General features: G+C 33.9%; 14 protein-coding genes. 9 read left to right on the plus strand and 5 right to left on the minus strand.

Annotation, left to right across the window (positions count from 1 at the left end; genetic code table 11):
* Positions 1–13 precede the first annotated feature (13 nt).
* The 3 genes from NBX03_RS05320 to NBX03_RS05330 form a co-directional block, all read right to left on the minus strand.
* Positions 14–1057, minus strand: a complete 1044-nt coding sequence (locus NBX03_RS05320; protein WP_250229715.1) for an ATP-binding cassette domain-containing protein — start codon at positions 1055–1057, stop codon at positions 14–16.
* Positions 1058–1062: 5 nt separating this feature from the next.
* Positions 1063–1923, minus strand: a complete 861-nt coding sequence (locus NBX03_RS05325) for an ABC transporter permease (RefSeq protein ID WP_250229716.1) — start codon at positions 1921–1923, stop codon at positions 1063–1065.
* Positions 1924–2035: 112 nt separating this feature from the next.
* The gene (locus NBX03_RS05330) at positions 2036–3124 is read right to left on the minus strand and encodes a glycine betaine ABC transporter substrate-binding protein (protein WP_250229717.1); all 1089 of its coding nucleotides are present in this window, start codon (positions 3122–3124) and stop codon (positions 2036–2038) included.
* Positions 3125–3567: 443 nt separating this feature from the next.
* Between NBX03_RS05330 and NBX03_RS05335 the strand changes: the two genes are divergently transcribed.
* The 3 genes from NBX03_RS05335 to NBX03_RS05345 all read left to right on the plus strand — a co-directional run bounded on the left by NBX03_RS05335 (position 3568) and on the right by NBX03_RS05345 (position 6250).
* Positions 3568–4551: a methionine ABC transporter ATP-binding protein gene (locus NBX03_RS05335; protein WP_250229718.1), complete on the plus strand. Its 984-nt coding sequence runs from the start codon at positions 3568–3570 to the stop codon at positions 4549–4551.
* A gap of 1 nt (position 4552) precedes the next feature.
* The gene (locus tag NBX03_RS05340; protein ID WP_250229719.1) at positions 4553–5215 is read left to right on the plus strand and encodes a methionine ABC transporter permease; all 663 of its coding nucleotides are present in this window, start codon (positions 4553–4555) and stop codon (positions 5213–5215) included.
* A 231-nt stretch (positions 5216–5446) separates the two neighbouring features.
* The gene (locus NBX03_RS05345) at positions 5447–6250 is read left to right on the plus strand and encodes a MetQ/NlpA family ABC transporter substrate-binding protein (protein WP_250229720.1); all 804 of its coding nucleotides are present in this window, start codon (positions 5447–5449) and stop codon (positions 6248–6250) included.
* 212 nt (positions 6251–6462) lie between these two features.
* On the opposite strand, the gene NBX03_RS05350 is transcribed toward NBX03_RS05345, so the two are convergent.
* Entirely contained in the window at positions 6463–7554 is a 1092-nt protein-coding gene (locus tag NBX03_RS05350; RefSeq protein ID WP_250229721.1) for a uroporphyrinogen decarboxylase family protein, read from the minus strand.
* Positions 7555–8123: 569 nt separating this feature from the next.
* Here NBX03_RS05350 and NBX03_RS05355 point away from each other — a divergent pair.
* Entirely contained in the window at positions 8124–9536 is a 1413-nt protein-coding gene (locus tag NBX03_RS05355; RefSeq protein ID WP_250229722.1) for a S41 family peptidase, read from the plus strand.
* Positions 9537–10449: 913 nt separating this feature from the next.
* On the opposite strand, the gene NBX03_RS16020 is transcribed toward NBX03_RS05355, so the two are convergent.
* A complete protein-coding gene (locus NBX03_RS16020; RefSeq protein WP_330638480.1) occupies positions 10450–10995 on the minus strand; it encodes a fibronectin type III domain-containing protein in 546 nt (181 codons plus the stop codon).
* A gap of 190 nt (positions 10996–11185) precedes the next feature.
* Between NBX03_RS16020 and NBX03_RS05365 the strand changes: the two genes are divergently transcribed.
* The 5 genes from NBX03_RS05365 (at position 11186) to NBX03_RS05385 (ending at position 16906) form a co-directional block, all read left to right on the plus strand.
* The gene (locus NBX03_RS05365) at positions 11186–11371 is read left to right on the plus strand and encodes a hypothetical protein (protein WP_250229723.1); all 186 of its coding nucleotides are present in this window, start codon (positions 11186–11188) and stop codon (positions 11369–11371) included.
* A 33-nt stretch (positions 11372–11404) separates the two neighbouring features.
* Positions 11405–11641 (plus strand): hypothetical protein, encoded by a 237-nt coding sequence (locus NBX03_RS05370; RefSeq protein ID WP_250229724.1) that lies wholly within the window; start codon positions 11405–11407, stop codon positions 11639–11641.
* A gap of 512 nt (positions 11642–12153) precedes the next feature.
* Positions 12154–13881, plus strand: a complete 1728-nt coding sequence (locus NBX03_RS05375) for an ATP-binding cassette domain-containing protein (RefSeq protein WP_250229725.1) — start codon at positions 12154–12156, stop codon at positions 13879–13881.
* A 42-nt stretch (positions 13882–13923) separates the two neighbouring features.
* On the plus strand, positions 13924–15627 hold the full coding sequence (locus NBX03_RS05380) for a YcaO-like family protein (RefSeq protein WP_250229726.1): 1704 nt from the start codon (positions 13924–13926) through the stop codon (positions 15625–15627).
* A 16-nt stretch (positions 15628–15643) separates the two neighbouring features.
* Complete coding sequence (locus NBX03_RS05385) at positions 15644–16906, plus strand: S41 family peptidase (protein ID WP_250229727.1); 1263 nt, start codon at positions 15644–15646, stop codon at positions 16904–16906.
* The last annotated feature ends 7 nt before the right edge of the window (positions 16907–16913 follow it).

The raw sequence follows: 16913 nt of genomic DNA on the forward strand, positions 1-16913 counted from the left end.
GTTTCCGACGCAATTACTTCAGCATTTCTCTGTTAGTCATCGTTAAGATATCCAAGACAGCCTGTCTTTTTAAAATCCCTGCTGATTGCTTAAGACTATTGTATACCCGAATATCTTTTGATGTAGACATTGTTATAGGCATTATGTCCCCAAGCGTACTTTCTTCGGTTACTCTTGCGTCGCAGTGTAAGTTTTTATTCTCTGCTTCTGAATCTGAAACACTTAGTAAATCTTTTATCTTTATAATTTTAAATTTATTTACATCAGAAATAAAGCTATTAACATAGGCGGAAGAAGGCTCAAGCATAATTTCAAAAGGCGATCCGGTCTGCTCAATTTTTCCATCTTTCATAATAATAACCCTATCGCCTAAATAAAACGCTTCATTAATATCATGGGTTATAAATATTATCGTTTTTTTAAGTTTAAGTTGAAATTGAAGTAGCTCCTGCTGTAATTGCCTTCTGATTAAGGGATCCAGCGCTGAAAAGGGTTCATCCATCAGAAGCACTTCCGGATCATTTATAAGGGCCCGAGCCAGCCCCACTCTTTGCTGCATTCCTCCGGAAAGTTCTTTAGGATAACGGTTTTCCCAACCGCTTAAACCGACCATGTCAATAATATTTCTAGCTTTTTCTCTTCGTTCTTCTTTATTTACTTTACTGATTTCTAAGCCAAATTCAATATTTTGCAATACCGTACGATGCGTAAACAATCCAAAATCCTGAAATACGATGCCTACTTTTTTTTGACGATAATTGCGTAGCTGCTTTTTATTATAACTTAATATATTTTCACCGCGAAATATTATTTCTCCTGAGTAAGGATAATTTATGAGATTCAAGCATTTCAAAAGAGTTGATTTACCGCTCCCTGAGAGACCCATAATAACCAATAGCTCTTGTTCATAAACATCAAAGCTGATATTATCAACGGCAGTAAAGGCTTTTTTACCTTTGATATTTGCTTTGTCCTTCCTTTTATTTTCTTCCTGATCCCTGCCATAAATCATGTATAAGTTATTAACAGATAATATAGTCTTATTGTTTTTATCCATATATTTTAATCCCTACTGAATTTTTTTGCTAGCCCTTGGGTGAGCCTGTCAAGTATAATTGCCACAAAAACAATACATAAACCTGCTTCAAAGGCAGTACCGACATCCAGGCGGCCTATTGATGAAAATATTGCAAGCCCTAAACCATTTGCACCAACCATAGATGAAGTTATAATCATTCCTAACGACATCATTGTAGTCTGATTAATTCCGGCTAAAATCATCGTTGCTGCTTCCGGTAATTGTACCTTCAGTAATTTTTGCCATGCACTGCAGCCGAAGGAATCAGCAACCATTATTGATGTTTCAGAAACACTGCGGATCCCGAGGTTTGTCATTCTTATAACCGGCGGAACGGCATAAATAGTAGACGCAAAAACCGCCGGAACCTTGCCTAAGCCAAAGAGCATAACTGCCGGCAGCAAATATACAAAGCTGGGCGTTGTTTGCATGGCATCAAGAATAGGATGGACTATTTTTTCGGCAAATCTGCTGCGGGCCATTAATATTCCGCAGGGGATACCTAGAGATAAAGAGAAAACAATCGCCGTTGACACAATCGATACTGTCATTACCATTAAGTCCCAATATCCAAGCCATCCTATAGTAAACAGCATAAATGAAAGTATCGCACCCGATTTTTTTGAAATAAGATAGGCGGCGGAAATAAATACGATAAGAATCCATGCCCACCATGGAAGCCAGTTCAGAAACTTTTCGATTCTCACCACAAAGAATAATACAGAGGCCGACAGCGCATCAAGCAGGCCGCCCCAATTTAATACCATATGATCCAATGCCTGTTCAACATACACGGCAAAGTCTAAACCAGGAATATTTTTAAATAAGTTGTTAATATAGTCCATTGACGCTCAGCCCTTTGATGATAGAAATATGCTAAGGTTATTTGTGTTAAACAAATATAAAGATATCCTGCCGATATAAGCAGGACATCTTTATAAAAACTTCAAAGTTTATTTACTGCTTATCAAGATAAGCCTGAATATTAGCGGCTACCTTATCATCTACCCATGTACTCCAAGATTCGGCGTTAGCCTTCATCCATTCAATTGCTGCCCCTCTGGCATCATTATTGTTGTCTGTCATATATCCAATTCCCTTACTGATAATCGGTCCTGAAAGGTGGAACTTCTTCAGAAAGTCAAGTAGTTCAGGAGCTTTATCCGGAAAACTAGTCGACGAAGTTACCATATAGTTATCATGAGGAAAATCACATATATAATTATTTTCAGGTGTATATAATTCAGGGTCATATTCTGCCTCATCTTCAAGCTTAAACAGGTCATACTGACCATATGCATAGGAAACCACAAACCCATAACCTACCCAAGGTTCTCCCTTTTTATATGCCGCATCAAGGGATGCGTCAGAGGCCCCCTGACTGCCTAATGTTAAGATATTAAAATGATCGGTAATACCGTATGCTTTAAGCTTATGATCTAAAACCGTAGCTGCAAGATAATCGGCAGGAGCATTTACAAAAAGCCCTTTAGTCGGGTCCTCGGGATCAGCAAATATATCTTTATACTTAATTAAATCTTTTATTGTTTTTAAATCAGGGGTAATAGGATCTATCCCTCTTTCCTTATCTCCATTTATCATATAGGAAGGAACATATACACCTTGAACACCATCGTTATGTATAGCACCCCATTCAAGAATTTTTCCAGAGTCTTTTAATTCTTGATAAGATTCAAATGCAATTTCTGCTATATAGGTATGGATATCTACTTCATTATTAGTAACTGCCGTAACCAGCGCTACATTTGTAGCATTTACTGGCTCTATGGGATAGCCGTAGCCTTCGCCTATTACAATTTCCATAACCTGATTAACAAACATTGAGGATTGCCAACCTGGTTCAGCATAAGTTATTTTCGGTTTCTCGCTGGAAACTTCACTTTTTGACTCTGCTTCTGCTGAAGGTTCAGCCGAGGGTGCAGCGGAAGGCTGATTGCTTTCTTGCTGGCCGGAATTAGCTGCGCAGCCAGTTAGTGAGGCAAATAATAAGTTCGTCGCAATAAAAAGTGCAATAAATTTTTTCATTAGTCTCCTCCTAATATTATAATAGTAGATTTTGTTATGTACGAAGACCTCTTTTGTAAGTATAGATTTATAGTTTTGTTAAGTCAATAAACAAAATTTAATAGCAGTATTGAGAAAGTATAAAGAGACATAATACAAAAACACAGTTAAATCAAAGGAAAGTAATTATTGTAACGATACCTATTAATTCTAAACAAAGCTATGCATTTTGATAAAGAAGCTATCATATATATTTATAATTCGACAAAAGAGCAATTTATTATTTCTATTTGTATAAGCTTATCGAATAATATATACTACATCTGTAAAATGTGATAAACAGTTCAATATATTGATTAAAATAATATAGCGAGCTTTCTTGATAAAGCTTAGAACAATAAATCGTCTAAAATTTTGTTAAATTGACTTTTAAGCATTGACCTAAGCAGAAGGGAAGAGAAATTTTGATTATTATTAAAGGGCTTCAAAAAAAGTATAGTGGTTTAAAGGTACTGCATGAAATAAATCTTTCTATTAATGCAGGCGATATTTATGGCCTTGTGGGCAGAAGCGGAGCTGGAAAATCTACACTTCTGAGATGCATCAATGGTTTAGAAGAATATAACAGCGGCCAGCTTTTAGTTAACGGCCACGAAATACATAATTACAGTAAAAATGAGCTCAGAGAGTTTCGCAAAGGAATTGGAATGATATTCCAGCATTTTTCATTGTTAGAAAGAAAAACCGTTTATGATAATGTTGCTTTACCGATGGTTTGCTGGAAACATCCAAAGGAGCAGATAAATAAAAAGGTTAAGGAACTTCTTGAACTCGTAGGCATTTCTGACAAAATCAATGAAAAGCCGCGATATTTAAGCGGAGGGCAAAAACAAAGGGTAGCTATAGCAAGGGCATTATCCTTAAACCCCAAAATTTTACTTTGTGATGAGGCTACTTCGGCTTTGGATCCGAAAACAACGAAATCTATACTTGAGCTCTTAAAAGAAATTAATGAAAAGCTAGGAATCACTATTGTCGTCGTTACTCATCAGGTAGAAGTGGTCAGGCATATTTGCAATAAGGCCTGTATATTGGAAAACGGAAGAATCGTTGAGGAAGGGTCCGTAGAAGAGGTTTTCTTAAGGAATTCTCCTGCCCTTAGGCGTTTTTTAGGAGAAGAGAACACCCTTAATTATGGGAAAGGAAGACATATCCAAGTTTTTCTTCCCGAGAATCCAGATAACAGAAATATCTTTACTAAAATGGCGCTGGACTTAAACTTTGCATACTCCATTGTCGGTGGAAAAACAGAAAGATATCGAGACAAGATTTTAAGCTCATTTATTTTAACCTTCAGTGAAGACCAATACCCTGTTGCAGTGAGGTATCTTAAAAGTAAAAACATATTATGGGAGAATATAGAAGTAGAAAAGGAGATGACTTGTTAGAATGAGAAATATGAGTATTGCTGAAATATGCCAGATACTTATAGGTCCTGCCCTTTTAAGCACTTTAAAAATGCTCTTAATAGCTTCTTTTCTTTCTGCCATTTTGGGCTGTATCCTTGCTATACTTCTTATCGTTACAAATAAGGATGGGCTCAGACCAAGACCTCATATCTATAATATTTTAGATACAATAGTAAATATTATACGTTCCTTTCCGTTTATAATTCTTATCGTAGCAATTATTCCCTTCACCCGTTTTATAGCAGGAACATCAATAGGCATAAAAGGTGCTGTGGTTCCTCTTACCATTGCAGCTACCCCCTTTATGGCAAGAGTAATAGAGGGAAGTCTCAAGGAAGTAGATAAATCTCTTATAGAGGCAGCAAAATCTTTTGGAGCTTCAGATTGGCAGATAATTTTTAAAGTTATGTTTGTTGAGGCCATACCCTCTATTATTTCAGGGCTCTGTCTTGCCATAGTAAATCTTCTGGGCGCTACAGCTATGGCAGGTGCCGTAGGCGCCGGTGGTCTTGGCGCGGTGGCTATTACTTATGGTTATCAAAGCTTTAATGACCAAGTGATGTATCTTGTCGTTATTGTTTTGATTATTATGGTTCAATGCATACAGCTTGCAGGGAATTACTTATATAAGAAACTAAAATGATAGAAAAATGAATATAAACAGAACCTTTAATGTAAGATTTATTTTTTAATGAAGCCCTTATCTATCATTACTTAATGTTTCTAAATATAGAATTTGGTATGTTGTACAGTCAAATTACTTCTATTCCACAACAGATATTGGTCCAAAGCAACAGAAAAATAAAAAAGCAATTTGACGATATTACTATTTCTTATTTGTATAAGATATAACATTACTCAGGAGGAAATCTCGATGAAAAAATTATTAATTGCAGCGATTTTTATGGTAATTGCATTAACCACAGGCTGCCAGAAAGCTGAAAAACCGGCAGAAGAAAAAACCACTATTAAGATAGGGACTACTGCAACGGTTGTTGAAGAGGTCGAAGCAGCAAAAAACGGGCTTAAAGAAATGGGTTATGACATGGAAATAGTAATGTTTGATGACCCTATTTCCCTTAACGTCGGCCTTCTAGAAGGAGAAATTGATGTCAACTTTTTGCAGCACAGGCCATATCTCGAAAATTTTAATAAAGAAAAAAATGCAGACTTGTATATGATGGAGGATTTGGTTCATGCTCCTGTATTTGCTCTTTTTTCAGAGAAACATACATCTGTTGAAGAAATACCAGATGATGCCAAGATAGCTGTTTCTACCGACCCCAGTAACCAGTCAAGAGCGCTTTTTATGCTTCAGGAACTCGGGCTTATAAAGCTTTCAGAGGGAATAGAAGCTCCTACCATATATGATGTTTCTGAAAACAGTAAAAATATAGAATTCGTTGAAGTTGACCTAATGCAACTTACGACAGTTCTTCCAGATGTGGATGCTTCATGTATGGCTGCCTCTCTTATGATTGCAGCAGGAAAGGATGCTAAATCTGCCATAGCGACATCAGGCACAGATGACCTGGAAAAGTTCGGCGCCGCTCTTACTGTAAGGCAGGAAGATAAAGATGCAGAGTGGGCCAAAGCTTTAAATAAAGCTTTTCATACAGACGAAATGAGAGAATCTATCCTTAAAATATTTGATGGTGCATTTGTACCAATGTTTTAAAAAATCAGGCTGTCGGATATCCGGCAGCCTGATTTTTAGCTTTATAAAGAAAACCACAGAACCTAACGAAAAAGTAAATATTAACCTATTCTTCTTTTTATTTATTCACCATAAAGTTACTATAGTAAAGCATTTATAAAAAGATCCTTAAAAAATGATAATCTCTGTAAAATAATTATTGTGCTCCAGAATAGCAAAAATATTTCAATTAATTATCTGATATTTTTCTCTGCATACCTGCAAGGATACCCCTTCTTTGCACTCCGCCCGTATTTTGAAGCTGCATTCATAAACGCAATCATGTTTTCTTTTGGTGTTCCTACAGGTGTTGTGCAGCCGGGGCAAAGTAAATACCCCATGGGAGAATCGGATCCTTCCAAAATACAAATACGTACCGCTTCATCAATTTCAGATATTGTTCCGTTTCTGAGGATTTCTACAGGAGTTACATTTCCGCTAATGCTTACCTGATCACCCATAAACGCTTTAATTTCTTGAAGGCTTTCACAATTATCCGCCCAAAAACCTGAAATACCGCAAGTGAGGAGATCTTCCCATCTATCTTTGGTTTTTCCGCAAATATGGAGAGCAGGTGCATTTTGAAATGTTTTAAATGCATCTACTATTTCTTTTAAATAGGGGACTAACCATCGCTCAAACATTTTTCTACTGATGAGATTACCTGAGGCAATTGGTTCCGAAAGACTTAAGGAGATGCCAAGCTTGGCATTAAGATCTCTTGCACAATTTATTACACAAGCGGTGCTGTATTCCATAAGCAATCTTACTTCATCCGGTCTTTTTATAATATCTTTTAAAAACTTATCTGCTCCTACTAATGCGCATGCAGTAGTCAATGGACCAGCCATGCCGGAGCTGATAATTCGCTCTTTACCAAAACGTTCCTGCAATCGAGAGAAGGCCTCAATTAAGATAGGAAGTCTTCCATCCTTATTAATATTTACTGTGCTCATATTGGATAATTGAGAATAATCTTTAATTATCGGTTCAGTAATGAAAGAAACATTATCGTCAGTATAATGAAGCTTTGTGCCTATTGCTTCTGCCAATGTACGAAGGCCTAATCCCATACCCATATTATCTGCACCAAAGTCTTTTGCCATACGAGATTCAACTTCAATCATAAGGTCAGCAGAAAAGTAGTATTCCCTTATGGAAATACCATATAAGAAAGGTATTGTCTCACCAGCAGAAAGAGTCGTTGGAATACGATCAACCTCCTCTCCCCTTGCGTATGCAGTCAACCTTTCTCTCGGCGTCATTTCATTTTGCATCAGTTCCATTATTGCACCTCATCTTTATCAGTTATTCCGCTAATTATTTAATTTATAGCAAAAGCCCCGAATAACCGTTATCTTTATCCATGTTATAATATATATAGACTACAAAATAATTGAGCTTTAACCTTTTAATGCTCAACAATATTTTATCGCTGCTTTTAAATAGCAGCACAAGCTGGAAAATAAGCTATTTTTTATGTATTAGGATAAGATTATTCCTTATAAATAATAATTTTATCCTCAATTCCCGATATTATTCGACATGATTATATCATTACGAATACTGCTTATCAAATTAAAATTACCTATATGTATCTTTTAAATCTATTACAAATATTCATATAGAAGAAATGCAATGCATATGGGTATCTAACAAAAAAATATTAATGGACCCTCATAAATAGCAATAAGATAACTCGACAAGATACTCTTCAACTTCTTTTATAGTTTATAACACTTATGAATTATCTCTTGTTGGTTTTATTGATTTTTCATTCTGTGTAATTTATAGTTATGTATAAATTGTTTACTGTATCTGTCAACAAACTGTCTACATTAAATAGGAGGCGTGTATGCTAAAATTGAAAAAACTCCTGTACACCTTAATCGTTACTATGGTTACTCTTTGTTCATTTACTTCTTGTAGCAGTGATATAGCCAGTGAATCTTCAAACACTTTTAGTACAGAAACCGCTGAAGATCAAACTCCAAAAGAAACCGCAGAAAAAAATACTATTGAACCATCTTTTGTCGCTGATGCAATAGAAGAAGATGAAAATGCAAAAAAAATTGAAAACTGGACAGTCGATATTACTTACTTTGAAAATCAGATGGCCTCCTATACCCGTAAATTTCTTGATATTGAAAATAGCAAAGAAAATTTAGAAATAAGCAAGAAGGTTGATATTGCATTTGACCGTCTTTATGCAGACTTACCAGAACTTGACGATTTTGATATACAGGTTCGCATGCAACAAATTACCGCTCTATTTCAAGATGGGCATATGTTCACAGAAATTGCAGTAGGCATGAGCAGCGGTACCAGATTTCCCTTCTCCTTTCAGACTTTTGCGGATGGTGTTTATTGCACTGTTGTCTATGACAAGTCCTATGAAAAAGCCCTCAACTGCCGGCTGGACAAAATAAACGGCGTATCTATCGATGAGGTTTTCAACCGATTTTACCGACTCTACAGTGGTGACAATCTCTACAACTCAAGATCTCTGTTCGGATCAAAGTTGTATTATCCCATGATCCTTAAGGCTCTTGATTTAATGGAGAACTTGGAAGCTTCTGTAAACTATACCTTTACAAGCCTTGATGACAATACCTTTGGTATTTACGTGTATAAACAGATTGCTATAGATAAATTACCTGAAGCTATCGAAAGCAGGTCTGAAGGAGCGGAGGCTTTCTACAACAGTAAAAGCGAACCTATTTGGCTTGATTATCTTGAGGACAAAAAAGCACTGTATCTAAGGTTATATTATATTCCTAGTTCAAGTGAAGGCAAAGATTTGGAAGAACGTCTGGCTTCATTTATAGATAAATACTCCGTTGAAAAAATAATCTTAGACCTTAGAGAAAACGGCGGCGGTCAGTTTACTGCCTTAAAGAACGGTTGGGTGGAAATGTTGGTATCCTTCGGTTTAAAAACGAAGTGTCTTTATGTGATTACAGACTACAGTACATTTTCAATGGCAGGAACTACCGCGATGTATTTAAAAGATGAGGCCGGCGCCACAGTGGTAGGTCTTCCCCCAGGCGGTGGAAAACCTTATATCGGCAGCGGACAACGAACTAGCCTCAGAAATTCCAACTTTGTAATGTGGATTCCCACATTGAATTCTTATGACAATAATTTAGGTTATAAACCTAAAAGCCTTGTAAATCACACTTTATACCCAGATATTGAAATAAGCATTAGTATTGAAGATTATATTAACAAGACAGATCCTGTTCTTAATTTGATTCTGTCATTATAGCTTGATAGAAAAAATATAATATTAATATTTGTTTAAAGACTGTGTTCTAGAAAACTGAGAAACCTGCATTAAATTGCAGATTTTCCATTAACAAGTATCCCTATAGCATCCAGTTATATATCATCTTTACTGAATTATATTTTACCCCCTTAACTACTACATAAGAAGTTGGGCTAAAAATAGAATTATCAACCGCCATTTTGCCATCTTTATTAATATACGCCCCATCTTTTCCAACAGTAAATTTCAAATGTTCTTAGCGGTTCGCTGATTAACGCGCAATTGCCGCAACAAACACATTTATATTTTACCCTTTAGAAGAATCCTCCTTATGGTATTGTTGATTAAAGTAGTTTATACCATCTGCCGGTTTAAAATAAAGTCTTATTGCTTCGTTAAAAGTTTTTATATCAAATTCATTAGTTACTTTATTTATTATAGAGAGCATCTCGCCATTGGAGTTTATCTTTTTTAAAATATTTCCTTTAGGATTTGGGTTGACAGATTTTGTACACTTTTCAAATATCGATCCTTTGTAATATTTCCAAACTCACTTACATGTTTTTTAAAAGAAGCTCTTAAAAACTTACAGGCAGTTAAAGAAAAATGGAGTTCTGATATCCGCCTGCTGTTAAAAGCTAAGAGACTAAAGGGGATTCATTGGCTACCTTTTTTATATTTCCTGCTAAAAGCTCATGGCAATACTGTATCTCTCTATAGAGAAAATCCGGAAAAATGAATTAAACGCTATGGCAATGGGGGGATATAGTCATTTCCCAATTGTCATAGCGCATGTATTATTTATCCTATTTTGGAGCTCCAGACTTAACAGTTGGATAATCTGAATATATCTTATGCCCAGTAGATGAAGTATTATTTGCCATAACTTTATAGTAATAAGTTGTACCCGTTTTTAGCCCTGTATCTGTATAAGATTTAGTTCCGTTAGTGGTAGAATATATTTGGCTGTAAGTACAGTTTTGACTTGTTGCTCTATATAAAATATACCCATTAGGTGGGTTAAAGCTATTATAAGACCATGATAAACGTAATGATGTATTGTATTGCTGGAGACAGTTAACGTTGGTGTTTGTAGTAACCGTATTGATTTTACAGCTGACTTTGTAGATAGTGACGTTCCTGCTACAGCTTGAATTGAGTAATCGTAAGAAGTACCCAGTGTAGCTGTATCACTATAACTCGTACTTGTTGTCGTTCCAATCAATTTGGAATCTCTATAAACATTATATTTCAATGCTCCTGCTACACTTCCCCATGTAATGGATACTACTTTTCCTATATTAACTAAGGATTTAACTTCAGGCATTCTCATATAAGTAGCAGATGCATAGTTTGAATAGTCAGAATAAAATTCATTGCCGCCTCTGTTTGTAACGGTTTTAATCTTATAATAATAAGTCGTACCATCTGACTTACTATTATTATCAGTCCATGTCAATGCTGCATACCTTGTATCTATTAAGGAATATCCTCCAGTAGCTCTTGTAGACCTATATATTTCTTATTTATCTGCATTGGCTGCGGCTCACCTCCAGAGGTTGAATGTGCACCAAACTATGGTGCATGCGGAACAAGAAGTGTAACCCGGTAGCTATGTTATATTATATTATTTGTCAAAGGAGGTTATTATGAGTGAAAGATTCGAGGTAATTGAACTCGATAATAGCATTGAACCTCAGGATATAAACTATTGCCCTAATTTGGTAATTTGTGAATGTAATTTAATTTGTTCGTGTCCTACAGATGGATTTTGTGGGGATGTTGAATGCTCACCAAATTATGGTGCATGTGGAACAAGAAGCATTTATAGATAAATGTTTGTAGATATATATTTGGGAGAGATATATATGAAAAAAGGATATGAAGTTATAGATATAAATAATAATGCCATTCCATTTGGGTCAAATTATACTTGGTGCCCAAATGAATTTATGTGCAACTGTGGAGTTAATGCAGCAGTATGCAGTTGCGGCGATATTGACATTGAATGTGATTGTACGATTGACTGGGGTTGCGGTTCTCCCCCGGAGATTGAATGTGCTCCAAATTATGGTGCTTGCGGAACAAGAAGCATACATAGGTAATTATTGTTCAACGTCTGATATTGTTTAGGTGGGGCCTGTTAAAGCTACATTCGGAGCCTTGCTTTAACAGGCCCGAATTATATGCAATTAATAATTTTATGTACTAACTTAGAATAAATACGAGAATTGTTTATAAGGATTAGGGGGGTCAAATTGAAATATAAAGATAGACGCTATCCAAGCAGCTTTTAAAGCACAAGGAAAAAAGAGCATATATTTTGATTGCTATAAAACATTCCTTAATTCTTTAGATTCAAATAAAAATCAGAATGAGATAGTCGAATATTTGCATGTATTTTATAGTAAAGAAGTAGTTAGTAAAGTATTGAATGATTATCACGGTGATTCGTTCAAAGACTATTTCGAAATTATATGCACAGAGGAATGTAATAATTGTCAAAATATGCATTTTTGCAAGAGATTTGTCGAAAAAAAGGTTCTGTATAGTTCAGGAAAAATGATGGCTCTTACAGAATAAACTATATAATATAATAAAGAAGTGAATTGGGACTATGAAAAACACTTTTGAAAATAATTTGTACATGCTAAAGTACGTGTGGAAATATTGTAAAAAGTTTGTACTTTTAACGATATTGATATCAGTTCTATCAAGCGTGCAGTCAATATTGGTTCTCTACTTAACTAAATTTTCCATAGAAGTCATAATTAATCAGGATTTGTTTGAATATTTTATGATGTATCTGGCGCTTAACTTTTTTATTCATATAGGGCTTTCATTAATTAACAATTATTATCAATATAGTTTGTTACCAAAAAATAATTTGCATTTCATGAAGGTTATGAGGGAAGAACTATTCCATAAATCGAGGCAGGTTGAGATATCAAAATTTGATGACACCGAATTTTATGATAATTATACTCTCGCCATGAATAATTCCGATACAAGGGCAATTAATGTATTAAATACGTTTATCAGCTTAATTAATAATATTATAAAAATTATTTCAACCATAGCTGTTATTGTTTATGTGGATTGGATTATAATTATAGCTGTTTCTATTAATGTAATGCTCAACTTTATTATAAATTTCAGGCTTTCCAGACTGTCATACTATATTAATTTAGAATCAGTTAAGTCCAACCGAATTATATCCTATATATCACGTGTTTATTATCTTAAATCTTATGCCAAGGAATTGCGTACAAGCAATGTAAATAAATCATTAAAGCATCATTTTGACAGTGCAGTAGTTCATGCTGAAAAAATCATAAAGAAATATAGTGGCAAGCAAATATCTAACTTGACTCTACAGAATATCTTCCAGATAATTGCGCAATTTGCTATTCAGATACATTTGATATTAAGGGCAGTTAGCAATAAGATTACAATTGGTGATTTTGCAATGATATTAAATGCATCTAATCAGCTGAGCGGATCAATTTTAAACTTTTTAAATACATTTCCAAAGCTCTACGAAAACAGTTTATATATAGAAAAATTCCGGAATTTTGTTGAATATTCCTCGGGTAATGATAGACGAGTGGAGCTATACGAAATAAATTCTATTGATTCTATAGAATTCAGAAATGTTAGATATATATATAACAACGATAAATTAGAACATGTTTTAGATAGTATTAACCTTAAAATTTTTAAAGGAGAGAAAATAGCAATACTTGGACTTAATGGCTCCGGTAAATCCACTTTTGTAAAATTACTGCTGGGATTGTATAGCCCGAGCGAAGGCGAGGTATTTTTAAATGGTCAAAACTATAATTTATATGACAGCAATGTATTTTTAGGGAATATAGGTGTAGTATTCCAGGATTTTGAGTTTTTTGCGATTCCAATTATTGAAAATATTTTAATGCGCCCAGTAATTGATAAGGAAAATGATGAGAAGCTGGTAAAAAGTGCATTAGTTAAGGTTGGTATGTATGAAAAAATATGCTCATTGCCTGAGGGAGTATATACAAACATAAGTAAGGAACTAGATTCATCAGGAACAACGTTTTCGGGAGGCGAATTTCAGCGGTTGGCTATATCGAGAATCCTCACTAAACATTATCAATTTATAGTACTTGATGAACCTACGAGTAATCTGGATATTATTGGTGAACGAAAAATAATGAATTTGGTTTTTAACGAATATAAAGATGAGGCTGTGATTGTTATATCCCACAAAATACAATATTTGTCCCAATTCGACCATGTTTATGTATTTGACAAAGGAAATATCGAAGAATATGACAGAAAGCTTGAATTAGTTGAAAATTAAATCCAAATAAATTAATCTTAGTTATAAAATCAGGAGATTTTTATGAATAACCAATATAAAGATAGAGATCCATATTCCACTATTAAATTAGCTAATTTATTTTTTCTTGAAAGAGAAATTTTGATTACGGAACAGTGGCATGATAATGCAGATATTAATTTATATTCTGTGAGTATTGGTGTTGGAAATATCAGCACTAATGGAAAAGGAGTTAGCAAATTATACGCCTTAGCCAGTGCTTATGGTGAATTGATGGAAAGGGTGCAAAATAAGGCGTTCTTTTATATAAACTCGAATATTGAGAATATGTATGGCGAAGAATTAATAAGCGATTATTGCGTGCACAGCTATTTGGAATGGTATAAGATAGTTTCCAAGGAATATATAAATATTTTTTCACAATCACTGTTTGAAAAATTTCTGCTTTCAATGCCATCTGAACAGAAAACCAAAGTATTCACGTCTTTAGATGGAAAAAGCACTGTAGCACTACCCAATAATTTATTGAGCATTATTTATGGTAGTAACGGTATGGTGGCAGGTAATTCCGAGACGGAAGCTTATGTTCAGGGATTATCAGAAATTTTGGAACGATATGTGGCAAAAATATATATTGAAGAAAAACAAAAACCTATATATATTAATCCTGAAAGCTTGAACTTTCTTGAAAACTTCAGTTTTATTGTTGACATTATTAATAAGATTGAGTCTACAGACTATTTCAGTGTAAAGATTTTGGATTTATCTATGGGTACCGATATACCAGCTATCGGCATAATATTAATTAATAAGAGAGATGCCTCTTATTTTGTTAAAATTGGGGTGCATCCAATAATGGAAATTGCAATTGAAAGGTGCTTTACGGAGATGTTCCAAGGTAGAAGTCTAATTAAATATTCTAAATATATGACGGGTGCTTCTCATAATAAAAATATATTTGAATCCCGTTTGAATTACCACAATTTTTATGTAGATGGAAGAGCTGCATTTCCGATTGAATTTTTTTGGGGTAAAGAGATTGACTATGATATGAAAAAATATAATAAATTTAAAAGTAATAAAGATATGAAAAAATTTTTGGTCGATTTAATATATGCTTTAGGTTATGAAATTTTTGTTATAAACAATACAGTTTCCGATATATATGCATTTCACTTTTTAGTGCCTGGTATAAGCGAGGTAGCGCCAATGGATGAAAAAACGCTACTTAATTATTTAGAAGATTTAAACCCTATAGAGTTATTAAATACAAAACTTTTACATTTGGAGAAAGGCGATGTGCAGATAATTGTTGATTATATTGACAATGGAATTGACAAAAACATGCCCCTTGATACGCTGATATATTCACATAATTTTTTGAGTTCAAGTGAAGCAAAAAAATTCTATGTATTGGATTTATATATTTCTTTGAATATTAAGTTGGAAAGATATGATGTTATAGTAAATACTATTAGAGATAGCAAACTATTAATTGAGAATAATAAAACGCATTATAACTTCTATTATTGCCTTAAATTATACTGCCAGCTAAAAATCTATGGGTATCAGTATAACTATATCAGTGCCGTTTTATCTAATTTTTATAAAAGTGAAACTCTAAACAATTTAAATAAATATATAGACAATCCGCTTTGCTTTTTTAATATTGAAACATGTCTGGATAATTGTTTCTCATGTAAAAAAATAAGCACTGAAGGTCATTGTCAATATAAACTTAAAAAGGAATTGTATTTAATCGTTTGAGATAGAAGGAATAATTATGAAAAATATTAAAAGTAAATTAAATCGCAAGAATATTATTTTTGCCATATTTGTTATACTCATTATAAAATTTGTTTTTGGTGAAATTCTATCGCTATATAAATATTATACAGCCCCGTCATTTATAAAGGAATTCAGTGTAGAGGATGCATTGCATGATTATGATTATATGTGGAAAAGGTTGGAAGAAAATTATCCATATTTTCAGGTTGCAGAGAGGGTTCTTCAACTTGATATAAATGAAATAAAATTAAGCTATAGAAACAAAATTGCTGAAAAGAGCAGTATTTCCTTTGATGAATTTTACGATATTATATTTAATTGTTCAAGAGAATTCAAAGAAGTAGGCCACTTTACAGTGCTGCCTTCTGGAAGCTATAAAATGCTTAAAAACTCATTTGAATCCCTAAGCAATGCTATCGACAGTGAATACCATGATTTTTTGTATACTAAGCTAATTGATGATAAGACCATAAGCGCTTATGATTATTTATACAAGCCTGAACTAATACATTTATTATCAAAAATTTCAATTAAGCCACCAAATAACATTATAATAAAAGAAATAGATGAAGAGACAGTTTACCTGCAAATTAATAGTATTTGGCAGGACAATGTTGATAATGACGCAGAAATTTTGATGAATTTTTTTGAAGAAAATAAATTAAAGAAAAATATAATAATTGACATGAGAAAGTCTGGGGGGGGTTCAGATTATTATTGGTCTAATAATATCGTAGCACCTAATATTGACAAAGCAATATCATCAAATTATAAAGTGCTATTTAAAAATACCATGCAAAATCGTGAGGTTTTGAATATGGTAGGAGGAGACTACGTAGAAGGGCTTGATGGGCTAAAGGAATTACCGGAATTCGACTTTCATTCATTTGATGAAAATACTATCGTTAGAAATAGCTCATTTGCAGTTGAGCCCCTATATGATAAAAAAATACTTAGTGGAGATATATTTGTTCTAATAGATGATTCAACATACTCTTCAGAGGAAGGATTTGCTTATTTTTGTAAAAGCACTGGTTTTGCAACATTGATAGGACAGCCTTCCGACGGAGACGGCCCCGGTATTAACCCCTTTTATGATATACTTCCAAGAAGCGGTTTGATTTTTGTCTATAGGATTTCTTATACATTAAACCCAGATGGGTCATGTAATGCAGAAATTGGAACAAAACCTGATTTTTATTCTCATTCTGGCGAGAATGTTTTAGATGCCGCTATAAGAATTATCTCAGAAAATTGAATAGGTT

Source organism: Anaeropeptidivorans aminofermentans (assembly GCF_940670685.1).
In the GTDB taxonomy this organism is placed as follows: Bacteria; Bacillota; Clostridia; order Lachnospirales; family UBA5962; genus Anaeropeptidivorans; species Anaeropeptidivorans aminofermentans.